Below are 18,839 nucleotides of genomic sequence, written 5' to 3'. Positions count from 1 at the left end.
TTTGGCGTCCGTGGCCGGCTCGGGCCTGCTCACGCGCTGCACAGATATTGTATACGCGTGCGAACTGGTTGCGACATCTAGCCGTGAACAGGCGCGTACAGCGCCCCACGGCTGATTCGGACGTGATTCGTTCGGGCCGCGTTCCGAAGGTTAAGCCGGGACGCGGCCCCGTTGCATTTTGAGACAGAATTCGATGCTCAGGCCACGCCCGAGTGCTTCAAGCGCGGCACGCGCCAGCCGATGACGGTTGCTTCGACCGCGACGCCGGCGGTGTGGTTCTGCCAGCGTCCCTCCACATAGCGGCAAGCGAACGGCAGTTGATACGTCCCGCTATGGTCCTCGCACAGCACTTCGACTGCAAGGCCAGGCGGCGGTTCTCCGGAGCCGTCGAATTCTGCAAGTCGTCTGTCGCGCGTTGCCATTCCAAAAATCTCCCCTAAACAAAGCCGCGGAAGAAGTGCCCATTTCCCCCCGCGTGCAGATCATCGCTCCCCGTCCGAGGGAACAGCTACAAGCTCAACGCGAGAATGCGGTGCGAGTGTGGTAGCCTTATGCGGCGGCGCGCAAAAAGCGCACATTGCCGTGATTGATTTGACGAGGAACCAGCATGCATCTTCGGAGTGCCGGCGTCTGTTTCGCGATGTTACTGCTCGCCGCGCTGGCGAATGCGTCGGTTCGCGCGCAGGACGTGCCCGGCATCGAGATCTGCACCGTCGAGAAGACCATGGAGCGCCGCACCAGCTGCCTCCAGAGCAACGTCGACTTTCTCCAGAAGACGATCACCAGGCTAAACCTCGATCACCAGCAGAAGCTGGACGCCGCCGCTCGCCAGATCGATGCGTTGAAGACGACGGTTGCCGGCTTGCAGAAGACGTTCGGCGATCTCCAGGCCGCGCAGGCGAAGATCGCGGAGGATGTGAAGAAGAAGCAGGACGCGCCGCCTGCGAAGGATGCGAAGTGATCCGTCCGTGTCCCGGACGCGTCGCGGCGTGTAGCGCTGCGACGCAGAGCCGGGACCATGAAGCAGTAGCGCGCAACGCTGGCATACCATCCGGCTTGCTTGGCAAGCCGCGGTGACTTTGTCATAACCGCAGGCAAATCTTGCGTGTGGGGCCCGTGCCGGACATCCCGTGCAAGTCATAACAAGCAATCGGGAGGGTCCCCACATGTCCAACGTCCGCGTTCTCGCCACCGACCTCGAATTTCCCGAAGGGCCGGTCGTGATGCCGGACGGCTCGGTGGTGCTGGTGGAGATCCGCGGTCAGCGCCTGACCCGCGTTTATCCCGACGGCCGCAAGGAGATCGTCGCGAAGATTCCGGGCGGCCCGAACGGCGCGGCGCTCGGCCCCGACGGCAAGGTCTACATCTGCAACAATGGCGGCTTCTCCTGGATCCCGACCCGCAACATGATCATGCCCGGCCCGCAGCCGGACGATTATCTCGGCGGCTCGATCCAGCGCGTCGATCTCCAATCGGGCAAGATCGAAACCGTCGTCACCAAGTGCGGCGAGCACGATCTGCGCGGTCCGAACGATCTGGTGTTCGACAAGCACGGCGGCCTCTGGTTCTCCGATCTCGGCAAGCGCCGCGCGCGCGAGATGGACGTCGGCGGCATGTATTATCTCAAGCCCGGCATGAAGGAGATCGTCGAAATCGTTCATGGCGTATTGCCGGCCAACGGCATCGGCCTGTCGCCGGACGAGAACACCGTCTACATCGCGGAGACGCCGACGGGCCGGCTCTGGGCCTACGAGCTCTCCGCGCCCGGCGCGCTGAAGCCGCGCGACGTGATCTATCGCGGCGAGCGCGGAAAACCGATCTGCGGCCTCGGCGGCTACCAGATGTTCGACTCGCTGGCGGTCGAAGCGAACGGCAATGTCTGCGTCGCCACCCTCGTCTCCGGCTGCATCTCGGTGATCGCGCCCGATGGCACCTTGGTCGAGCAGGTGCCGACCGGCGACCGCGTCACCACCAACATCGCCTTCGGCGGCCCCGAGCTGAAGACCGCGTACATCACACTCTCGGGCAAGGGCGAGCTGATCGCCATGGACTGGCCGCGCGGCGGTTTGCCGTTGAATTTCTTGAACAAGTGAGCCAAGCCGTTATTGCGAGCGAAGCGAAGCAATCAAGTAGACCCTCACCCTGAGGAGCGCGCCCTTAGCGCGCGTCTCGAAGGGCGAGGTCACCAGCGGGGCCTTCATCCTTCGAGACGCGCGAAGACGCGCTCCTCAGGACGAGGAGCAGGCACTCTGGATTGCTTCGCTTCGCTCGCAACGACAACAGAGAGAGACCTGCAATGCCCTGGCCTGATCCCATCACCCTGCGCGGACAGCATGCCCGACTCGAGCCGCTGTCGCATCAGCACCGCGAGGGGCTGATCGAGGCCGTGAAGGATGGCGAGCTCTCCACCATCTGGTACACCGCGATTCCGACGCCGGACAACATGGGCAAGGAAATCGACCGCCGGCTCGGTCTTCAGGCCACGGGCTCGATGCTCCCCTTCACCGTGTTCGATGGCAGCGGCAAGATCGTGGGCATGACGACCTACATGAACATCGATGCCGCCAACCGCCGCGTCGAGATCGGCTCGACCTGGTATGGCAAGAGCGCACAGCGCGGCCCGCTCAACACGCAGTGCAAGCTGCTGCTGCTCACCCACGCCTTCGAAACCCTGGACTGCATCGCGGTGGAATTCCGCACGCATTTCTTCAATCACCAGAGCCGCGGCGCCATCGAACGTCTGGGCGCTAAGCAGGACGGCATCCTGCGCAGCCACCAGGTCGCGCCCAACGGCACGCTGCGCGACACCGTCGTCTACAGCATCACAGCGGCCGAATGGCCGACGGTGCGGACGCATTTGAATTATCAACTCAACGACAAGCCGCGCTGAGCGGCGGCCGAGGCACCATGGATAGATTTGACTACGTGATCATCGGCGCGGGCTCGGCGGGTTGCGTGCTCACCAGCCGGCTGAGCGAAGATCCGAACGTGAGCGTCTGCGTGCTGGAGGCCGGACCCAGCGACTGGCATCCCTACATCCATCTGCCGGCGGGCTTCATCAAGACCTTCCACATGAAGAGCATAAACTGGGCCTACCAGCAGGAGGTCGGGCCCTGGACCGGCGGTCGCAGCATCTATGCGCCGCGCGGCAAGACGCTCGGCGGTTCGTCCTCGATCAACGGCCACATCTACAACCGCGGCCAGCGCATGGATTTCGACACCTGGGCGCAGATGGGCAATCGCGGCTGGGGCTATGCCGATGTGCTGCCTTACTTCCGGCGGCTGGAGAAGCGGGTCGGCGAGGGCGAGGACATTTACCGCGGCCGCGACGGCAATCTCACCGTCACCACGATGAACTGGCGCGATCCGCTCTGCGAAGCCTTCATGGAAGGCGCGGTCTCGCTCGGCATCCCCCGCAACCCCGATTACAACGGCAAGACCCAGGAAGGCGTCTCCTATTGTCAGCGCACCATCGACAAGGGCTTGCGCGTCTCCGGCTCGACCGCGTTTCTCAAGCCCGCGATGAAGCGGCCGAACGTGCATGTCCACACCCACGCGCACGCGACCGAGATCATCTTCGAGGGCAAGCGCGCCGTCGGCGTGCGCTACATGAAGGGCGGCTCAGGCGGCACGCCGGTGGAGGTGCGCGCCAACAAGGAAGTGATCCTCTCCGGCGGCACCTATAATTCGCCGCAGCTCTTGCAGCTCTCCGGCATCGGCTCGCCCGACCTGTTGCAGACCCACGGCATCCAGGTGCGTCACGCGCTGCCGGTCGGTGAGGGCCTGCAGGATCATTATGCGCCGCGCACCGTGGCGCGTGTCAAAGACATCAGGACCATCAACGAGCTTCGCCGCGGCTTCTCGCTGTGGATCGAGGCACTGAAATGGGCGACCGCGCGCAAAGGCCTGCTCTCGCTGTCGCCGACCATGGTCTATTGCTTCTGGCATTCCGGCGAGAGCGCCGACTCGTCCGACCTTCAGCTCACCTTCACGCCGGCGAGCTACAAGGAAGGCGTGCAGGGTCAGCTCGAGGACGAGCCCGGCATGACGGTGGCCTCCTGGCAGCAGCGCCCCGAGAGCCGCGGCTATGTCCGCATCCGCTCCAGCGATCCCTTTGCGCCGCCGATCATCCAGACCAACTATCTCGACGCCGAGCTCGATCGCCGCGTCATCGTCGGCGGCATGAAGCTCGCGCGCAACCTACTGAAGTCCGCGCCGCTGTCGCCTTATTACGCCTACGAGGATTTCCCCGGTCCTGACATCAACACCGACGACGAGTTCCTGGCCGCCGCCACCGAACGCGGCACTACCACCTTCCATCCCGGCTGCACCTGCCGCATGGGCCCGGCCGATTCGACCTGGGCCGTGGTCGACGACCAGCTCCGCGTCCACGGGCTGGAGGGCCTGCGCGTGATCGACGCCTCCGTCATGCCGCGCATGATCTCGGCAAACCTCAACGCCTCCACGATGATGATCGCCGATCGCGCCTCGGACCTGATCCGCGGCAAGCAGCCGATGGAAGCCGCGCGCGTGCCGGATGCGGCGGTGGCGTGAGGGTGCGTCTTCGTAGGATCGGTCGCTTAGCTCTATCGATCCTACGGCTTCTTATTTGTTCAGGATCTTTCCAATCTTCTCGATCTTCGGCAAATTGTCCAAAATCCAGCTTAATTCGGCTGCGTTCTTGATAACCGGCATGAAGTTCGAGATTACACTGAGCGCAATCATTATGATTGCGCCGGCTCCAAGACGAACAAGCGCTGGACGCGCTTTGCTAGCCGAGTCTTGGGTCAGGCGTTTGGCCTGTTCATAAGCATAAGCGATAGCGGCAATGCACACGTTTTCCACGCCTCTAACGCCAGCGTAAATTGCCTGCTTTCTGTCCTCAGGCGAGGCCGACAAAATATCTCGGACCATCTGGAAGGACTGCGGAATTCTTTTGTCCACGTTTTCGGGATTTTCGAATAGGATTTTTTCCACTTGTGCAAGCGCGTCGTCGATCTTTGCGTCGATCGATTCCCGCGACGGATACGACTGCGCGTTCTGAAGAAATTCGACCCAGTCTTTATATTGAGCCGCAAAGTAAGCTGAATGCGTTAGCGTCGATGATATTTGGACGCTCAGAACGTCTGAAAGCTCGCTTTCAATCTTGCCCGTGATGTTTGAAATCAGTTTGACGTGGAGGCCGAATGAAATTGCTCCGGAATCATCCTTGAAATCAATTAGTGTCTGCAGGCGCGAAAATGCCTCAACATATTTCCTATCGACATTCGAGCCTCGGAGGGTTGATTCCAGCTCCGACAGTTCTTTGCGAAGGTATGCACGGGTTTGGGCAATCGCCTCCTTTTGCAAGAAGGGATGAAGCGCATGGCCAGAATCCAGAACTATCCGTTCGTTTTCAACCTTCGTGTATATGGGAGAGGACTTCTGCTCAGGGAGACTAAGTGGTTCAAGCTCTATGTCTTGAACCGTAGAAGCTGCCTCTAACAGCTTCTGAAGAGTCAGGGTGTCCTTGTAAAGCTCCGTCAATGCTCGCCCATATTCGCGCCTGAGTACGGTTAAGATGCCCCTCTTATGATTTGGGAAGAGCGATCGAATGTATGCAACGAATTCGGTAAGTGCATTCGCGAGCTCCCGACGGTCAACTTCAGAAGCCGGGTTGTTACTCGCCATGTCAATCGCCGAGACAAGATACATCTTTGTTGCTTGCTTAAATCGTTCATCTCGAAAGAGAGGCTTTGCACCGACTCGCTGGTCCTGCGACACCATCATCCCCAAGATTGGGTATACAGCTCCTACCAACGATTTAATTTGTCGTTCTAGGCCAGTGCCGCCTTCGTTCATTAGTTGGCCTCGTCGATTCAAATGTGATCTTATTCAGGAGTGCATCGATGTTCGCGAAACCCGGGCGACATCGATGGGCTTGCGCTAAGAAGACTAAATAATTGAAACTGCGCGCTGTTCAGAGCTTTCGACGCTCACGGGAAAATTCGCTGTCACGACCTAGTTGCTCGGCGTAGCAACGAAAGTACGACTATCGCGGGTCCTATTTTATATTGCAACCCCGGCGAAGACCTTGGAGGTCGATCGCTTTGGGAGGTAAAATGTGGTCCGTCGGGCAAAACACCCCGCCACCCGTCAACCCCTCTCCTCGAAAATATTCCACTTTACCGAAATTCGGAATTGCGGCATAAGTCGAAACAGCCCGGCCCGACGAAGAGGGGCGGTTCGCGAGTCGTTCGAAACGCGGGCCGGGTTGCGGTGGACGCGGCAGCGTCGTGTACGAGAGGTCAAGGGCAGGGCGGATTGCTCTCCGTGAGCCCGAGGCTTCGTGCGGACGAGCGACGCTGTGTGCGTACGGCAAAACCGTGTGGTCCTGGCCGTCGTTGCTACGGTCAAGCCTTTGCGGATGCGGCATTCGCGTCAACCGGCGCGGTGTCCGCGACTTTCGTGAAGACGAGGGAGGCCAACAGGAACTCGGCTCCCGGGAGAGCACGGCATAAGCCGTAAAGCCACTGCGCAGGGAAGGCCGTGTGTTGGGCTTCACCTGTATGCCGCTGTGCAATTCCTTTTGCGCTACCCGCGCACAGCGGACCGTGGGTGCCAGCCGGCACCCGGTCTTCCCTGCGCCCTTTTTGATGAGGGCGATGGAGAGAGCATAGCTCGGGCGAAATGCGCCGCGAGGATGCGGGCGTGTGTCTGCGCGCGTGAGACGAGGTGCGGAGAGCGTAGGATGGGTAGAGCGCAGCGAAACCCATCGCCTCCGTCACTACGGGAAAAGCTTGATGGGTTTCGCTGCTCTACCCACCCTACAGTTTGTCTTTGTTCTACACTTCCCGTCGGCTTAGGAACGCCAGCCGCTCGAACAGATGCACGTCCTGCTCGTTCTTGAGCAGCGCGCCGTGCAGCGGTGGGATCAGCTTGCGCGGGTCGCGCTCGCGTAACTGCTCGACGCTCATGTCTTCGTTCAGCAGCAGCTTGAGCCAGTCGAGCAGCTCCGAGGTCGACGGCTTCTTCTTCAGGCCGGGCACTTCGCGGACCTCGAAGAAGATGCGCAGGGCTTCCTCGACCAGGCGCTTCTTGATGCCGGGGAAGTGGACGTCGACGATCCGGGTCATGGTGTCGGCGTCGGGGAACTTGATGTAGTGGAAGAAGCAGCGGCGCAGGAAGGCGTCCGGCAGCTCCTTCTCGTTGTTGGAGGTGATCATCATGATCGGGCGCTGCTTGGCCTTGATCGTCTCGCCGGTCTCGTAGACATGGAATTCCATGCGGTCGAGCTCGAGCAGGAGGTCGTTCGGGAATTCGATGTCGGCCTTGTCGATCTCGTCGATCAGGAGCACGGGGCGCTGCTCGGCGGTGAAGGCGTCCCACAGCTTGCCACGCTTAATGTAGTTCTTGATGTCGGACACCTTGCTATCACCGAGCTGGCTGTCGCGCAGGCGCGACACCGCGTCGTACTCGTAGAGGCCCTGCTGCGCCTTGGTGGTGGACTTGATGTGCCAGGTCAGAAGCGGGGCGTTCAGCGCCTTCGCCACTTCCTCGGCCAAAACGGTTTTCCCGGTGCCGGGCTCGCCCTTGATGAGCAGCGGGCGCTCCAGCACGATCGAGGCATTGACCGCGACCTTGAGATCGTCGGTCGCAACATAGTCCTTGGTGCCGGTAAATTTCATCGCGCGTCCTTGTTGATCGTCGTCCCAGGCGTTGCCCTGGTCGCGACATGGGAACGGCCGCGCGTGGCGGCCGTTCCTGGTTCGGTCAGGCTTTCAGACCCGTTTTATCAGCGAAAGGATGACGAGCACAATCACCGCGCCGATCGTGGCATCGACGATGGCGCCGACCGTGCCCGTTGCGAGCTGGATGTGCAGCTGAGGCAGAATCCAGCTGGCCACGAGCGCGCCGATGATGCCGACGACGATGTTGCCGATCAACCCAAATCCCGCCCCATGGACAATCTTGCCGGCAAGCCAGCCGGCGATCGCGCCAATGATGAGCGCTGCGAGAATTCCCATTGCAAACGTCCCAAAAACAACCCCGTGAGGCCGCCAATTCTAGAGCAAAAAGCCTCCCGGTCCAGCGCAGAGCAGTGGCCTCCGCCCCTTGACGTTCGCCCCCCGACGGGCAATCTGTCACCCATGTTCCTGCAATTCTTCACTTCTCTGCGCGATGCGCAGGTCCCCGTGACGCTGCGCGAATACCTCACGCTGGTGGAGGCGCTCGACGCTGACCTCGCGGATTACTCGGTCGAGAATTTCTACTATCTGTCGCGCACCTCGCTGGTGAAGGACGAGCGCAATCTCGACAAGTTCGACCGCGTCTTCGGCACGGTGTTCAAGGGGCTGGAAAGCCTGCTCGATGCCATGGAAGGCGCCGAGATCCCCGAGGAGTGGCTGAAGAAGCTCGCCGAGAAATACCTGACGGACGAAGAGAAGAAGCAGATCGAGGCCATGGGCTGGGACAAGCTCATGGAGACCCTGAAGAAGCGCCTCGAGGAGCAGAAGGGCCGTCATCAGGGCGGCTCGAAGTGGATCGGCACCGCCGGCACCTCGCCGTTCGGCGCCCATGGCTACAATCCCGAAGGCGTTCGCATCGGCCAGGAAAAGAACCGCAACAACCGCGCCGTGAAGGTGTGGGACAAACGCGAGTTCAGGGATCTCGATGGCAACGTCGAGCTCGGCATTCGCAACATCAAGGTGGCGCTGCGCCGTCTGCGCAAGTTCGCGCGCACTGGCGCGCCCGACGAACTCGATCTCGACACCACCATCCGCGAGACCGCCAATCACGGCTATCTCGACGTCCACATGCGGCCCGAGCGGCGCAACGCGGTGAAGCTGCTGGTGTTCTTCGACATCGGCGGCTCGATGGACGCGCATATCGAGCAGGTCGAGGAGCTGTTCTCGGCGGCGAAGAGCGAGTTCAAGCACATGGAGTATTTCTACTTCCACAACTGCCTCTATGAAGGCGTGTGGAAGCAGAACAAGCGCCGCTTCACCGACCGCACGCCGACCTGGGACGTGCTGCACAAATATCCGCACGACTACAAGATCGTGTTCGTCGGCGACGCCTCGATGTCGCCTTACGAGATCATGGTGCCAGGCGGCTCGGTCGAGCACGTCAACGAGGAGCCCGGCTCGGTCTGGCTCGACCGCATCATCCATACCTATCCGCATTCGGTATGGCTGAACCCGGTACAGCAGAAGCACTGGGACTATTCGGAATCCACCACCATCATCAAACGCATCTTCGCCAATCGCATGTACCCGATCACGATCGAGGGGCTCGAGGGTGCGATGAAGGAATTGACGCATTAGCTCGCGCTCCACGGAATGACAACAAGAGGGAGAACCACATGCCCCAGACCATCACCCGCGGCATCAAGGCGCTGATCGACGAGGCCAATGCGGAGATCGAGACGCTCAACGCCAAGGATGCCATCGAGATCTCCAAAAACGGCGACGTCGTCATCGTCGACATCCGCGATCCCCGCGAGATCGAGCGTGACGGCCGCATCCCCGGCGCGTTCGCCTGCACCCGCGGCATGCTCGAATTCTGGATCGATCCGCAGAGCCCGTACGCCAAGCCGGTGTTCCAGGAGGACAAGAAGTTTGTGTTCCACTGCGCCGGCGGCTTGCGCTCCGCGCTCGCGGCAAAGACCGCGCAAGACATGGGCCTGAAGCCCGTCGCCCACATCGCCGGCGGCTACGCCGCCTGGCGCGACGCCGGCGGCCCGGTGGAGCAGTGGGAGCCGAAGAAGAAGGGGTGAGGAGTGAGGGGTGTTGCGCTGTTGCTCCAATCTCCGGCGTCATTCCCCGCGAAAGCGGGGAATCCAGTACGCCGCGGCCTCTCCGCTCAATCACAACCGCCTCTGGAATACTGGATCGCCCGGTCGAGCCGGGCGATGACAGTGGAGTTTGACGCGCACTGCTTCAACTTCGCCAGTGCTGCGCACGCTCCGGAATGACAAGGAAGAAATCGCATGACCACCCCCACCGATCCTCTCGTCTCCACCGAATGGCTCGCCACCCACATCAACGATGCCGGCGTCAAGGTGATCGACGCCAGCTTCAAGCTGCCGGGCGTGCTGCCATTGCCGAAGGACGATTATCTCGCAGCCCATCTGCCGGGCGCGGTGTTCTTCGACGTCGATGCGGTATCGGACCATTCCAACCCGCTGCCGCACATGTATCCGAGCGCCGAGCAGTTCGGCCGCGACGTCGGCAATCTCGGCATCTCCAATGCCGACACCATCGTGATCTACGATGCCGGCGGCTGGGTCGCCGCGCCGCGCGCGTGGTGGATGTTCCTGGCTTTCGGCCACAACGATGTGCGTATCCTCAATGGCGGCCTGAAGAAGTGGCGCGCCGAGGGACGTGCGACCGAGACCGGCGAAGTGAAGCCGAAGCCTGCGACGTTCAAGGCGAGCTATGATTCAAAACGCGTGCGCAGCATGCAGCAACTGGTCGCCAACATCGAAAGCCGTGCCGAGCAGGTGATCGACGCGCGCGCCGCCGACCGTTTCGAGGGCCGGGCGCCCGAGCCGCGCGCGGGCATCCGCTCCGGTCACATCCCCGGCGCACGCAACGTGCCTTACAATCAGCTGTTCGACGCCGCGACCGGCACGATGAAGCCGCTCGACGATCTCCGCGCCGCCTTCGCGAACGCCGGCGTCAAGCTCGATGCGCCGATCGTGACGAGCTGCGGCTCCGGCGTCTCTGCCGGCGTGCTGACGCTGGCGCTCTATCGCCTCGGCATCACCGACACCGCGCTCTACGACGGCTCATGGTCGGAATGGGGCCAGGAAAAAGGCCCGCCGATCGCGACCGGGCCGGCGTAACCCTACTGACGTGCGCGCGCGGTCGTCGTCGCGGCGAGTGTGGGTTGCGGCTGCCCAAACGGATCGAGTTGCTGAACCGGCGGCGGCGGACGCCGGACAATGCGGCGGCGCTTCTTCACGCGATGCGCCCGCGGCTTGGTCGCCTTGCTCTCCGGCGAACCGCTGTCGGCCTTAGAGTCGGCCTTGGTCTTCGCCGGCGGATCCTTCCAGGCCGTGGTCGCCGGGTCGTTCAATGCGGCGAACTTCGCGCTCGCCATGTCGAACGTGGACGAAGCCGGGGCTCCGCTGGGGGCGGCAGGTGCTGGTTTGCTCGTGAGAGCGATCGAAACGGCCTTGGTCTCGGCGATGGATGCGCTGGCGTCGGCCGGAGTCAGCGTGTTGCTTGAGGCCGGCGCCGCGGCGTCCATCGTCCTCTCGGCCCTGGTCTCGGCCTCGACTTTGGCCGGCTCGGCCGGGACGTCGGCCGGAGGTGCAGCGACCTGCGGCTGACCGTCGGTCTCGGTTGTCACCACGACGACCGGCTCGGGCTCGCTCATCGGCAGCGCGATGGTCGGGACTTGATCGCGCAGCGACGCTGTCGGATCGGTGGCTGCTTCCGGCTCGGCGCGCAGTACCGCGAGCACCGGCTGGGCCGGCTCGGGAGCTTGCGCAAACACCTTCTCCTGCGGGCCGTTCCGCCAGGAGGGGTTGCTGACATACTGCTCGTGGGTCGCCCGCAGCAGCGCGGCGGCGCCTAGGCCGAACACCAGGATGGAGGCTGACAGCAGGATCGCGGCAAACAGGAAGCGAAAGCCGGGAAGCATCGAGGGATTGCGAATTTCCGCCCCGGCGGCGAATTGGCCAGGGCCCATGAGCCATCTGAACGCGGTGACGGTACTGCTTGCCGCGTTCGCCACGCGGGGATCGAAGCTCAAAGCGGAGGCGAATCAGGCTGATTCGAACATACCGCAACGATTCCGGGTCGTTCCGTAAAAAACGGAGCCGGCGACTCCGGTGATCTCAAGCGTGAGTTGATTTTCGTCCCATGATGCAATGGGGCAACGGTAGTCTTGCGGATCACAAATCAGCAAATCAGGCACGAATCAACCTGTAATGTCTTGAATGTGCCGCTATCTTCCGTCATCTGGCCGTTAACGGTCCGGACGGGGCCCGGGGACTATACAAGAGCGATGATGATCAAACATATTCTGACGATATGCGCTGCCGCGACAGTCGCTGCGGCGGGAACCTCGCTCGCACAGGCTCAGAGCTATCCGGTCCAGCAGGCGCCGAGCTATGGCGCGCCGGCCGAATATCGGCCGGGCGACCGCGCACCGAATTTCGACGCGCTGGACGATGAAGACGACGCGATGCCGCAGGCGGCGCTGCCGCCGCCCGGCCCGGACCCGCGCTACGGCAGTCCGACCGGCGCTCCCCCGGTTTATTCGGCGGCCCCGCCGCAGGGTCCGGTGATGTCGCCGGATGATCCCCGTTATGGTCGTCCCGCGGGCGCGCCCGTCTACTCGGCCGCGCCGCCGCAGGGTCCCGTGACGTCGCCCGACGACCCCCGCTACGGCCGCCCCGCCGGGCCGCCCGCGGTGATCTATGCGGATCGTCCTGCTCAGGCGCCCGGCAGTGACGGCTTGCGTCCGCCCGAGGCGATCGGTGGTCCCGCCGCGACCGGAACGGTCCAGGCCGGGCAGCCGCCTGTTGGCGCCGATGGCCGGCCGATGGCGATCGCCTCGCTACCGCCCGAGGAGCAGCCCGACGCCGCTCCGGCGCAGTTGCCGCCGAACCTGCGTCGCCAGGAGGTTTCGCTGGCGACCAAGGAGCCGGCTGGAACGCTCATCGTCGATACCCCGAATACCTACCTCTACTATGTGCTCGGCAACGGCCGTGCGGTCCGTTACGGCGTCCGCGTCGGCCGCGACGGCTTCACATGGACCGGCGTGCAGAAGATCACCCGCAAGGCCGAATGGCCGGATTGGCATCCGCCGACGGAAATGATCGAGCGCCAGCCCTATCTGCCGCGCTTCATGGCTGGCGGCCCCGGCAATCCGCTCGGTGCCCGCGCGATGTATCTCGGTTCGACCGTCTACCGCATCCACGGCACCAACCAGCCCTCGACGATCGGCAAGTTCGTGTCCTCCGGCTGCATCGGCATGCTGAACGAGGACGTCTCCGACCTGTTCGATCGCGTCAAGGTCGGCACCCGTGTGGTCGTGATGCCGGGTGGTCCGCCGCCGGGAACTGCGACCGCATCCGCCGCGCCCGTGCCCGGTGCTGCCGGGCCCGCTCCGATGGCCGCGCAGGCCGGTCCGGTCCCGGGCACCCAGCCGACCGTGGTGCCGCCGCTGCCCGCACCAGTCACCGTGCGCTGAACCGGCCTCGCAAGAATTGATCTGATTACGGCGCGTGAATTTCGGTCACGCGCCGTAATCATTTGACGCATGCGCGCATCTCTCGCTTGCGCATGCCTTACTTACGCATGCCTTGCTTGCGCATGCCTTGCTTGAACGGCTCAGCACCTCGATTACGTCCGGGAGGATTGCAACGAATTGAGGAGCACAGGATGCGCATCTTTGTTGCGGGGGCGACCGGCGCGGTCGGTCGGTATCTTGTTCCATTGCTGGTCGCAGCAGGTCATTCCGTGATTGGCACGACACGGAATGCGGCAAAAGCAGATTTTGTGCGTCGATTGGGTACGGAGCCGGTCGTCGCCGACGGCCTCGATGCCGACAGCATGCGCGCCGCGGTGATCGCGGCGAAGCCCGACGCCGTCATCCACCAGATGACAGATCTCGCGGCCGCCACGGACCTCCGGCACTTCGATCGGGCTTTCGCGCGAACCAACGAGCTCCGCACCCGCGGAACCGACATTCTTCTCAACGCCGCACGCGAGGCCGGCGCCAAGCGCTTCATCGCGCAAAGCTTCTGCGGCTGGACCTTCAGTCGCGCCGGGGGAACGGTGAAGACCGAGATCGATGAACTCGACCCGCATCCCCCGCAAGAGCTGCGACGCACCCTTGAGGCAATCCGGTATCTGGAGCGAAGCGTCACCGCTTCAACGAAGCCGGGGGGCATCGTGCTGCGCTATGGATTCTTCTATGGACCTGGCACCGGCACGCTCTCGCCAGCGATGATCGACCAGCTGCGCCACCGGCGTGTGCCGGTGATCGGCGATGGCGGCGGCACGTGGTCGTTCATTCACACCGAAGATGCCGCCTCTGCCACGCTTGCCGCGATTGAAGGCGGACGCGTTGGCGGCATCTACAACATCGTCGACGATCATCCGGCGCAGGTGAGGGATTGGTTGCCCGCGCTGGCCGAGCTGCTTGGTGCCAAGCCGCCGCGTCACATTCCCGCCTGGCTCGGGCGCCTGCTTGCGGGCGAGCATATGGTTGCGATGATGACAGAGGTGCGCGGAGCATCCAACGGCAGGGCAAAGCGCGAGCTCGGCTGGCTGCCGGCGCATGCCTCCTGGCGCGACGGCTTTGCCGATGCGGCAAGGCAGCCCACCAGCCACCGCGCGGCAGCCTGAGGCTTCAGGCCAGCTTCCGCGGCAGCTCGCTGCCCTTGGTGAAGGCGTCGATCGCCTCGACCATCTGGCCGTAGTGGATGCGCAAGCCGTCCTCGGTGGCGTAGCCGAGATGCGGCGTCAGCACGAGATTGTCGAGCTTGCGGAACGGATGGTCCGTCGGCAGCGGCTCGACCGAAAACACGTCGATGCCGGCGCCTGCAATCCGCTTCTGCTGCAACGCCTCGAGCAGCGCCTGCTCGTCCACGATCGGCCCGCGCGCGGTGTTGACGAGGAAGGCCGTGGGCTTCATCCGCGCAAGATCGGCAGCTCCGACCAGCCCGCGCGAACGCTCGCTCAGCACCACATGGATGGTGATGATATCGGCCTTGGCGAACAGCTCTTCCTTGGTGGCGTAGCCGACGCCGGCGTCCTTGCACTTCTCCGGCGTGAGGTTCGAGCTCCAGGCGATCACGTTCATGCCGAACGCTTTCGCGATGCCCGCCATCTTGCTGCCGAGCTTGCCGAGCCCGATGACGCCGAGCGTCAGCCCCTCGATCTCGACGCCGGCAAAGGTCTGCCAGGGCTCGCCCGCATGCATGCGCGCGTTCTCGCGGCCGATGCCGCGGGTCAGTTCCAGGATCAGGCCCATGGTCAAGGGTGCGGTCGGATCGCGCGAATATTGCGTGCCGCCGATCGTAACGCCACCCGCCTTCGCGGCCTCCATGTCGATCGAGGCGTTGCGCATGCCTGATGTCAGCAGCAGCTTCAGCTTCGGCAAGCTCTCGAACAAGCTCTTCGGAAACGCCGTGCGCTCGCGCATGGCGCAGACGATCTCGAAATCGGCGAGCGCGCTGGCCGCAGCCTGTTCGGAAGCGAAGGGATGGCTGAAAACGGTGACGTCGACGCGGTCGGACAGCCTTTGCCAGTCGGCGACATCGAGGGAGAGGTTGAAATAGTCGTCGAGAATTGCACAGCGCAACCGCGTCATCAGCGTTCATCCATGGGTGAGGTGGAACCGGACCATGGTTGCGCGCAATCACGACCGTGCGCAAGCCGTTCGCGTCTTCAAAAATCCGATAGGTGATTAAGGCTCAGAGCTCGCGGGGCTTGAGCCGGAACGGCGCATTCATGCCGTGTTTGGCCCGCCAGGCGGGGCCGGGGCCGCGCATGTAATGCAGTTCGGGCCTGTAGGGGTTGAAAGCGGTGGCGAAGAAACGTTTCCAGAAGCCCTTGATCTCCGAGACGAACACGGACGCGTTCCCGGAGTCTACCGGAACGGGAAGAGAATTGGTCTCGATCACGGCCATGACGCTGTCTCGCTGTGCTCCCGTTCATTTCTGAGCGGGTGGCGCTGTTTCCGCGCGAAACCGAGCTTTGGCCTGATTTATTAAAAGATGGTTTCAATTGTCCGGATCCAGGTCCGGATGGTGTCCGACCCGTATTGATCCGTGGTGAACGGAGGGAAAACATTGCCCTTTGAGGGCGGGATCGCTACATCGGCGGCAAGCAAATTTCCTCAAATCGAAGGTTTTCGGGACCGATGGCGCGCCAGTTCATCTACTTTATGCAGGGCCTGACCAAGAGCTACCCGACCCGCAAGGTGCTCGATAACATCCATTTGTCGTTCTACCCGGACGCCAAGATCGGCGTCCTCGGTGTCAACGGCTCGGGCAAGTCGACGCTGCTCAAGATCATGGCCGGCCTCGACAAGGAGTACAACGGCGAGGCCTGGGTCGCCCAGGGCGCCCGCGTCGGCTATCTCGAACAGGAGCCGCATCTCGATCCGACACTCAGCGTGCGCGAGAACGTCATGCTGGGCGTCGCCAAGCAGAAGGCCATCCTCGATCGCTACAATGAGCTGGCGATGAATTATTCCGAGGAGACCGCGGACGAGATGACCAAGCTGCAGGACGAGATCGAGGCCCAGGGCCTCTGGGATCTCGACAGCAAGGTCGACCAGGCCATGGACGCGCTGCGCTGCCCGCCCGACGATGCCGAGGTCTCGAAACTCTCCGGCGGCGAGCGCCGCCGCGTCGCGCTGTGCAAGCTGCTGCTCGACCAGCCCGAACTCCTGCTGCTCGACGAACCGACCAACCATCTCGACGCAGAATCCGTGTCGTGGCTGGAAGGGCATTTGCGCAACTATCCCGGCGCGATCCTGATCGTCACCCATGACCGCTACTTCCTCGACAACGTCACGAGTTGGATCCTCGAGCTCGATCGCGGCAAGGGCATCCCCTACGAGGGCAATTACTCGTCCTGGCTGCAGCAGAAGCAGAAGCGGCTCGAGCAGGAGGGCCGCGAGGACGCTGCGCATCAGAAGACGCTGGCCCGCGAGCAGGAATGGATCGCGTCCTCGCCGAAAGCCCGCCAGGCCAAATCCAAGGCGCGCTATCAGCGCTATGACGAACTGCTGAAACAGGCGAGCGAAAAGCAGACCCAGACCGCGCAGATCACGATTCCTGTGGCCGAGCGACTCGGTCAGAACGTGGTCGACTTCGAAGGGCTCAGCAAAGGTTTCGGCGATCGCATGCTGATCGACGATCTCACTTTCAAGCTGCCGCCCGGCGGTATCGTCGGCGTGATCGGCGCCAACGGCGCCGGCAAGACTACGCTGTTCAGGATGATCACCAAGCAGGAGGAGCCGGACAAGGGCACCATCACGGTCGGCGAGAGCGTTCATCTCGGTTACGTCGACCAGTCCCGCGACGCGCTCGATGGCAGCAAGAACGTGTGGGAGGAGATCTCCGGCGGCAATGAACTGATCCTGCTCGGCAAGAGGGAAGTCAATTCACGCGGCTATTGCTCTTCGTTTAACTTCAAGGGCGCCGATCAGCAGAAGAAGGTCGGCGCGCTCTCAGGCGGTGAACGCAACCGCGTGCATCTTGCGAAAATGCTGAAGTCCGGCTCGAACGTGCTGCTGCTCGACGAACCGACCAACGATCTCGACGTCGACACGCTGCGCGCGCTCGAAGAAGCCCTGGAGGATTTCGCCGGCTGCGCCGTCATCATCAGCCATGATCGCTGGTTCCTCGACCGCATCGCGACCCACATCCTGGCCTTCGAAGGCGACAGTCACGTCGAATGGTTCGAGGGCAACTTCCAGGATTACGAAAAGGACAAGATGCGCCGGCTCGGCCAGGACAGCATCATCCCGCATCGCGTGAAGTACAAGAAGCTGACGCGGTGATTTCGGTATGATGCGGCGGGCGCTCATAGCTGCGGTGATCACCATCACCTGTAGCCTGCCGGCCGCCCGCGCCGCCGACGCCGCCTTCACGCAGTTCATCGCCTCGCTCTGGCCGGAAGCGCAGGCCGCCGGCGTGTCGCGCGCGACGTTCGAGCGAGAGACGCGCGGGCTCGAACCTGACTACAAGCTGCCCGATCTGATCCTGCCGGGACGGCCCGCAACGGGGGCGCCGTCGCAGGCCGAGTTCGTGCAGGTGCCGGCCGACTACGTCAGGGAAGCCTCGATCGCGCGGCTCGCGGGCGAGGGGCAGCTTCTGCTGCAAAAATATCGGCCGGCGCTGACCGAGATCGAGAAAAACTCCGGCGTGCCCGCCACCGTTATGCTGGCAATCTGGGGCCGCGAGACCGACTATGGCCGCTACACGCTGCCTTACGATCTCGTGCGCGTGCTGGCGACGCAGGCCTATGTCGGCCGCCGCAAGGACACCTATCGCAACGAGTTCATGCTCTCGCTGAAAATCCTCGGCGACGGCGTTGTGACACGCAAGGACATGCGCTCGTCCTGGGCCGGCGCCACGGGCCTCACGCAATTCCTGCCGTCCGAATATTACAAGCACGGCGTCGATTTCGACCGTGACGGCCGCATCGACATCTGGCACTCGGTGCCGGATGCGCTCGCATCCGCCGCGCAGCAGCTTGTCAACAAGGGTTGGCAGAGCGGCGTGCGCTGGGCTTACGAAGTGCAGGCGCCTGCCAAGGTCGATTGCACCAGCGGCGTGCCCGAGGTGACGAAGCCGATCGGCCAGTGGCTGCGCGAAGGCTTTGTGCCGGTGCGGGGACAAAAGCTCAGTGCCGCCGAGCAGACACAGCCGGCCTCGCTGCTGCAACCGGAAGGCATCTACGGCCCGTCCTTCCTGACCACGAAGAACTACTTCGTCATCAAGGAATACAATTTCTCCGATCTCTACGTGCTGTTCGTCGGCCATCTCAGCGACCGCATGACGAGCCCGCAGCCGTTCGCGACGCCGTGGTCGGCCTCGAAGCAATTGCGTACCAAGGACGTCGAGACCATGCAGCGCGGGCTGACGCGCGTCGGGCTCTACAAGGACAAGATCGACGGCAAGGCCGGCATGCAGACGCGCGCCGCGCTTGGTGCCTATCAAAAGTCCGCCGGCCTCAAGGTCGATTGCTGGCCGAGCGAAGAGGTGCTGCGCTCGATCCAGGCGGCGCGATAGCGGGTCTCGGTCCTCTGGCTCAAAGAAAAAGCCCGGCCGAGATGCTCGGCCGGGCTTTGATCGCGGCGCTTATGAGCGCCATGCGATC

The 18,839-nt window shown here is 63.0% G+C and carries 18 protein-coding genes; 11 read left to right on the top strand and 7 right to left on the bottom strand.

Annotation, left to right across the window (positions count from 1 at the left end):
• Positions 1 to 197: 197 nt before the first annotated feature.
• On the bottom strand, positions 198 to 422 hold the full coding sequence (locus IVB27_RS07990) for a hypothetical protein (protein WP_247347841.1): 225 nt from the start codon (positions 420 to 422) through the stop codon (positions 198 to 200).
• 185 nt (positions 423 to 607) lie between these two features.
• Here IVB27_RS07990 and IVB27_RS07985 point away from each other — a divergent pair, with 185 nt between their 5' ends.
• From IVB27_RS07985 to IVB27_RS07970, 4 genes are all read left to right on the top strand, one after another.
• Complete coding sequence (locus IVB27_RS07985; protein WP_247442713.1) at positions 608 to 961, top strand: hypothetical protein; 354 nt, start codon at positions 608 to 610, stop codon at positions 959 to 961.
• 205 nt (positions 962 to 1,166) lie between these two features.
• Positions 1,167 to 2,093: an SMP-30/gluconolactonase/LRE family protein gene (locus tag IVB27_RS07980; protein ID WP_247442712.1), complete on the top strand. Its 927-nt coding sequence runs from the start codon at positions 1,167 to 1,169 to the stop codon at positions 2,091 to 2,093.
• Positions 2,094 to 2,296: 203 nt separating this feature from the next.
• Entirely contained in the window at positions 2,297 to 2,890 is a 594-nt protein-coding gene (locus IVB27_RS07975) for a GNAT family N-acetyltransferase (RefSeq protein ID WP_247347838.1), read from the top strand.
• Positions 2,891 to 2,907: 17 nt separating this feature from the next.
• Complete coding sequence (locus tag IVB27_RS07970; RefSeq protein WP_247442711.1) at positions 2,908 to 4,554, top strand: GMC family oxidoreductase; 1,647 nt, start codon at positions 2,908 to 2,910, stop codon at positions 4,552 to 4,554.
• Between the two features lie 51 nt (positions 4,555 to 4,605).
• Here IVB27_RS07970 and IVB27_RS07965 read toward each other — a convergent pair whose 3' ends face one another.
• The 3 genes from IVB27_RS07965 to IVB27_RS07955 all read right to left on the bottom strand — a co-directional run bounded on the left by IVB27_RS07965 (position 4,606) and on the right by IVB27_RS07955 (position 8,006).
• Positions 4,606 to 5,841, bottom strand: a complete 1,236-nt coding sequence (locus IVB27_RS07965) for a hypothetical protein (protein WP_247442709.1) — start codon at positions 5,839 to 5,841, stop codon at positions 4,606 to 4,608.
• Between the two features lie 983 nt (positions 5,842 to 6,824).
• Positions 6,825 to 7,667 carry an AAA family ATPase gene (locus tag IVB27_RS07960; RefSeq protein ID WP_247442707.1) on the bottom strand — a complete coding sequence of 281 codons (843 nt, stop codon included), beginning with the start codon at positions 7,665 to 7,667 and terminating at the stop codon, positions 6,825 to 6,827.
• A 93-nt stretch (positions 7,668 to 7,760) separates the two neighbouring features.
• Positions 7,761 to 8,006 carry a GlsB/YeaQ/YmgE family stress response membrane protein gene (locus IVB27_RS07955; protein ID WP_007613712.1) on the bottom strand — a complete coding sequence of 82 codons (246 nt, stop codon included), beginning with the start codon at positions 8,004 to 8,006 and terminating at the stop codon, positions 7,761 to 7,763.
• Between the two features lie 123 nt (positions 8,007 to 8,129).
• Here IVB27_RS07955 and IVB27_RS07950 point away from each other — a divergent pair, with 123 nt between their 5' ends.
• From IVB27_RS07950 to sseA, 3 genes are all read left to right on the top strand, one after another.
• Positions 8,130 to 9,305 carry a vWA domain-containing protein gene (locus tag IVB27_RS07950; protein ID WP_247347834.1) on the top strand — a complete coding sequence of 392 codons (1,176 nt, stop codon included), beginning with the start codon at positions 8,130 to 8,132 and terminating at the stop codon, positions 9,303 to 9,305.
• 38 nt (positions 9,306 to 9,343) lie between these two features.
• Positions 9,344 to 9,757, top strand: coding sequence for a rhodanese-like domain-containing protein (locus tag IVB27_RS07945; RefSeq protein WP_247347833.1), 414 nt, complete (start codon positions 9,344 to 9,346; stop codon positions 9,755 to 9,757).
• A gap of 213 nt (positions 9,758 to 9,970) precedes the next feature.
• Positions 9,971 to 10,828, top strand: a complete 858-nt coding sequence (gene sseA, locus IVB27_RS07940; protein WP_247442706.1) for a 3-mercaptopyruvate sulfurtransferase — start codon at positions 9,971 to 9,973, stop codon at positions 10,826 to 10,828.
• A 2-nt stretch (positions 10,829 to 10,830) separates the two neighbouring features.
• Here sseA and IVB27_RS07935 read toward each other — a convergent pair whose 3' ends face one another.
• Positions 10,831 to 11,679, bottom strand: a complete 849-nt coding sequence (locus IVB27_RS07935; protein ID WP_247442705.1) for a hypothetical protein — start codon at positions 11,677 to 11,679, stop codon at positions 10,831 to 10,833.
• Positions 11,680 to 12,000: 321 nt separating this feature from the next.
• Between IVB27_RS07935 and IVB27_RS07930 the strand changes: the two genes are divergently transcribed.
• Positions 12,001 to 13,188, top strand: coding sequence for a L,D-transpeptidase family protein (locus IVB27_RS07930; RefSeq protein WP_247442704.1), 1,188 nt, complete (start codon positions 12,001 to 12,003; stop codon positions 13,186 to 13,188).
• 191 nt (positions 13,189 to 13,379) lie between these two features.
• Entirely contained in the window at positions 13,380 to 14,348 is a 969-nt protein-coding gene (locus IVB27_RS07925; RefSeq protein WP_247442703.1) for an NAD-dependent epimerase/dehydratase family protein, read from the top strand.
• 4 nt (positions 14,349 to 14,352) lie between these two features.
• On the opposite strand, the gene IVB27_RS07920 is transcribed toward IVB27_RS07925, so the two are convergent.
• Entirely contained in the window at positions 14,353 to 15,315 is a 963-nt protein-coding gene (locus IVB27_RS07920; RefSeq protein ID WP_247442702.1) for a D-2-hydroxyacid dehydrogenase family protein, read from the bottom strand.
• 103 nt (positions 15,316 to 15,418) lie between these two features.
• Complete coding sequence (locus IVB27_RS07915; RefSeq protein WP_247442701.1) at positions 15,419 to 15,634, bottom strand: hypothetical protein; 216 nt, start codon at positions 15,632 to 15,634, stop codon at positions 15,419 to 15,421.
• Between the two features lie 233 nt (positions 15,635 to 15,867).
• On the opposite strand from IVB27_RS07915, the gene ettA reads away from it, so the two are divergent.
• Both ettA and IVB27_RS07905 read left to right on the top strand, forming a co-directional pair.
• Entirely contained in the window at positions 15,868 to 17,517 is a 1,650-nt protein-coding gene (ettA, locus tag IVB27_RS07910) for an energy-dependent translational throttle protein EttA (RefSeq protein WP_247347826.1), read from the top strand.
• 7 nt (positions 17,518 to 17,524) lie between these two features.
• Entirely contained in the window at positions 17,525 to 18,751 is a 1,227-nt protein-coding gene (locus IVB27_RS07905; RefSeq protein WP_247442700.1) for a lytic murein transglycosylase, read from the top strand.
• Positions 18,752 to 18,839: the final 88 nt, after the last annotated feature.

It is taken from the genome of Bradyrhizobium sp. 197 (assembly GCF_023073375.1).
Taxonomy (GTDB): Bacteria; Pseudomonadota; Alphaproteobacteria; order Rhizobiales; family Xanthobacteraceae; genus Bradyrhizobium.
Note: the sequence above shows the minus strand (reverse complement) of the source record. Positions and strands in the feature narration are given on the sequence as shown.

What these genes read in the sequence shown, in the direction of transcription:
- IVB27_RS07925 (WP_247442703.1), top strand. Translation starts at nt 13,380, where the DNA reads ATGCGCATCTTTGTTGCGGGGGCGACCGGCGCGGTCGGTCGGTATCTT.
- IVB27_RS07960 (WP_247442707.1), bottom strand. Translation starts at nt 7,667, where the DNA reads ATGAAATTTACCGGCACCAAGGACTATGTTGCGACCGACGATCTCAAG.
- IVB27_RS07945 (WP_247347833.1), top strand. Translation starts at nt 9,344, where the DNA reads ATGCCCCAGACCATCACCCGCGGCATCAAGGCGCTGATCGACGAGGCC.
- IVB27_RS07935 (WP_247442705.1), bottom strand. Translation starts at nt 11,679, where the DNA reads ATGGGCCCTGGCCAATTCGCCGCCGGGGCGGAAATTCGCAATCCCTCG.
- IVB27_RS07905 (WP_247442700.1), top strand. Translation starts at nt 17,525, where the DNA reads ATGATGCGGCGGGCGCTCATAGCTGCGGTGATCACCATCACCTGTAGC.
- IVB27_RS07990 (WP_247347841.1), bottom strand. Translation starts at nt 422, where the DNA reads ATGGCAACGCGCGACAGACGACTTGCAGAATTCGACGGCTCCGGAGAA.
- IVB27_RS07970 (WP_247442711.1), top strand. Translation starts at nt 2,908, where the DNA reads ATGGATAGATTTGACTACGTGATCATCGGCGCGGGCTCGGCGGGTTGC.
- sseA (WP_247442706.1), top strand. Translation starts at nt 9,971, where the DNA reads ATGACCACCCCCACCGATCCTCTCGTCTCCACCGAATGGCTCGCCACC.
- IVB27_RS07965 (WP_247442709.1), bottom strand. Translation starts at nt 5,841, where the DNA reads ATGAACGAAGGCGGCACTGGCCTAGAACGACAAATTAAATCGTTGGTA.
- ettA (WP_247347826.1), top strand. Translation starts at nt 15,868, where the DNA reads ATGGCGCGCCAGTTCATCTACTTTATGCAGGGCCTGACCAAGAGCTAC.
- IVB27_RS07985 (WP_247442713.1), top strand. Translation starts at nt 608, where the DNA reads ATGCATCTTCGGAGTGCCGGCGTCTGTTTCGCGATGTTACTGCTCGCC.
- IVB27_RS07920 (WP_247442702.1), bottom strand. Translation starts at nt 15,315, where the DNA reads ATGACGCGGTTGCGCTGTGCAATTCTCGACGACTATTTCAACCTCTCC.
- IVB27_RS07955 (WP_007613712.1), bottom strand. Translation starts at nt 8,006, where the DNA reads ATGGGAATTCTCGCAGCGCTCATCATTGGCGCGATCGCCGGCTGGCTT.
- IVB27_RS07975 (WP_247347838.1), top strand. Translation starts at nt 2,297, where the DNA reads ATGCCCTGGCCTGATCCCATCACCCTGCGCGGACAGCATGCCCGACTC.
- IVB27_RS07930 (WP_247442704.1), top strand. Translation starts at nt 12,001, where the DNA reads ATGATCAAACATATTCTGACGATATGCGCTGCCGCGACAGTCGCTGCG.
- IVB27_RS07950 (WP_247347834.1), top strand. Translation starts at nt 8,130, where the DNA reads ATGTTCCTGCAATTCTTCACTTCTCTGCGCGATGCGCAGGTCCCCGTG.
- IVB27_RS07915 (WP_247442701.1), bottom strand. Translation starts at nt 15,634, where the DNA reads ATGGCCGTGATCGAGACCAATTCTCTTCCCGTTCCGGTAGACTCCGGG.
- IVB27_RS07980 (WP_247442712.1), top strand. Translation starts at nt 1,167, where the DNA reads ATGTCCAACGTCCGCGTTCTCGCCACCGACCTCGAATTTCCCGAAGGG.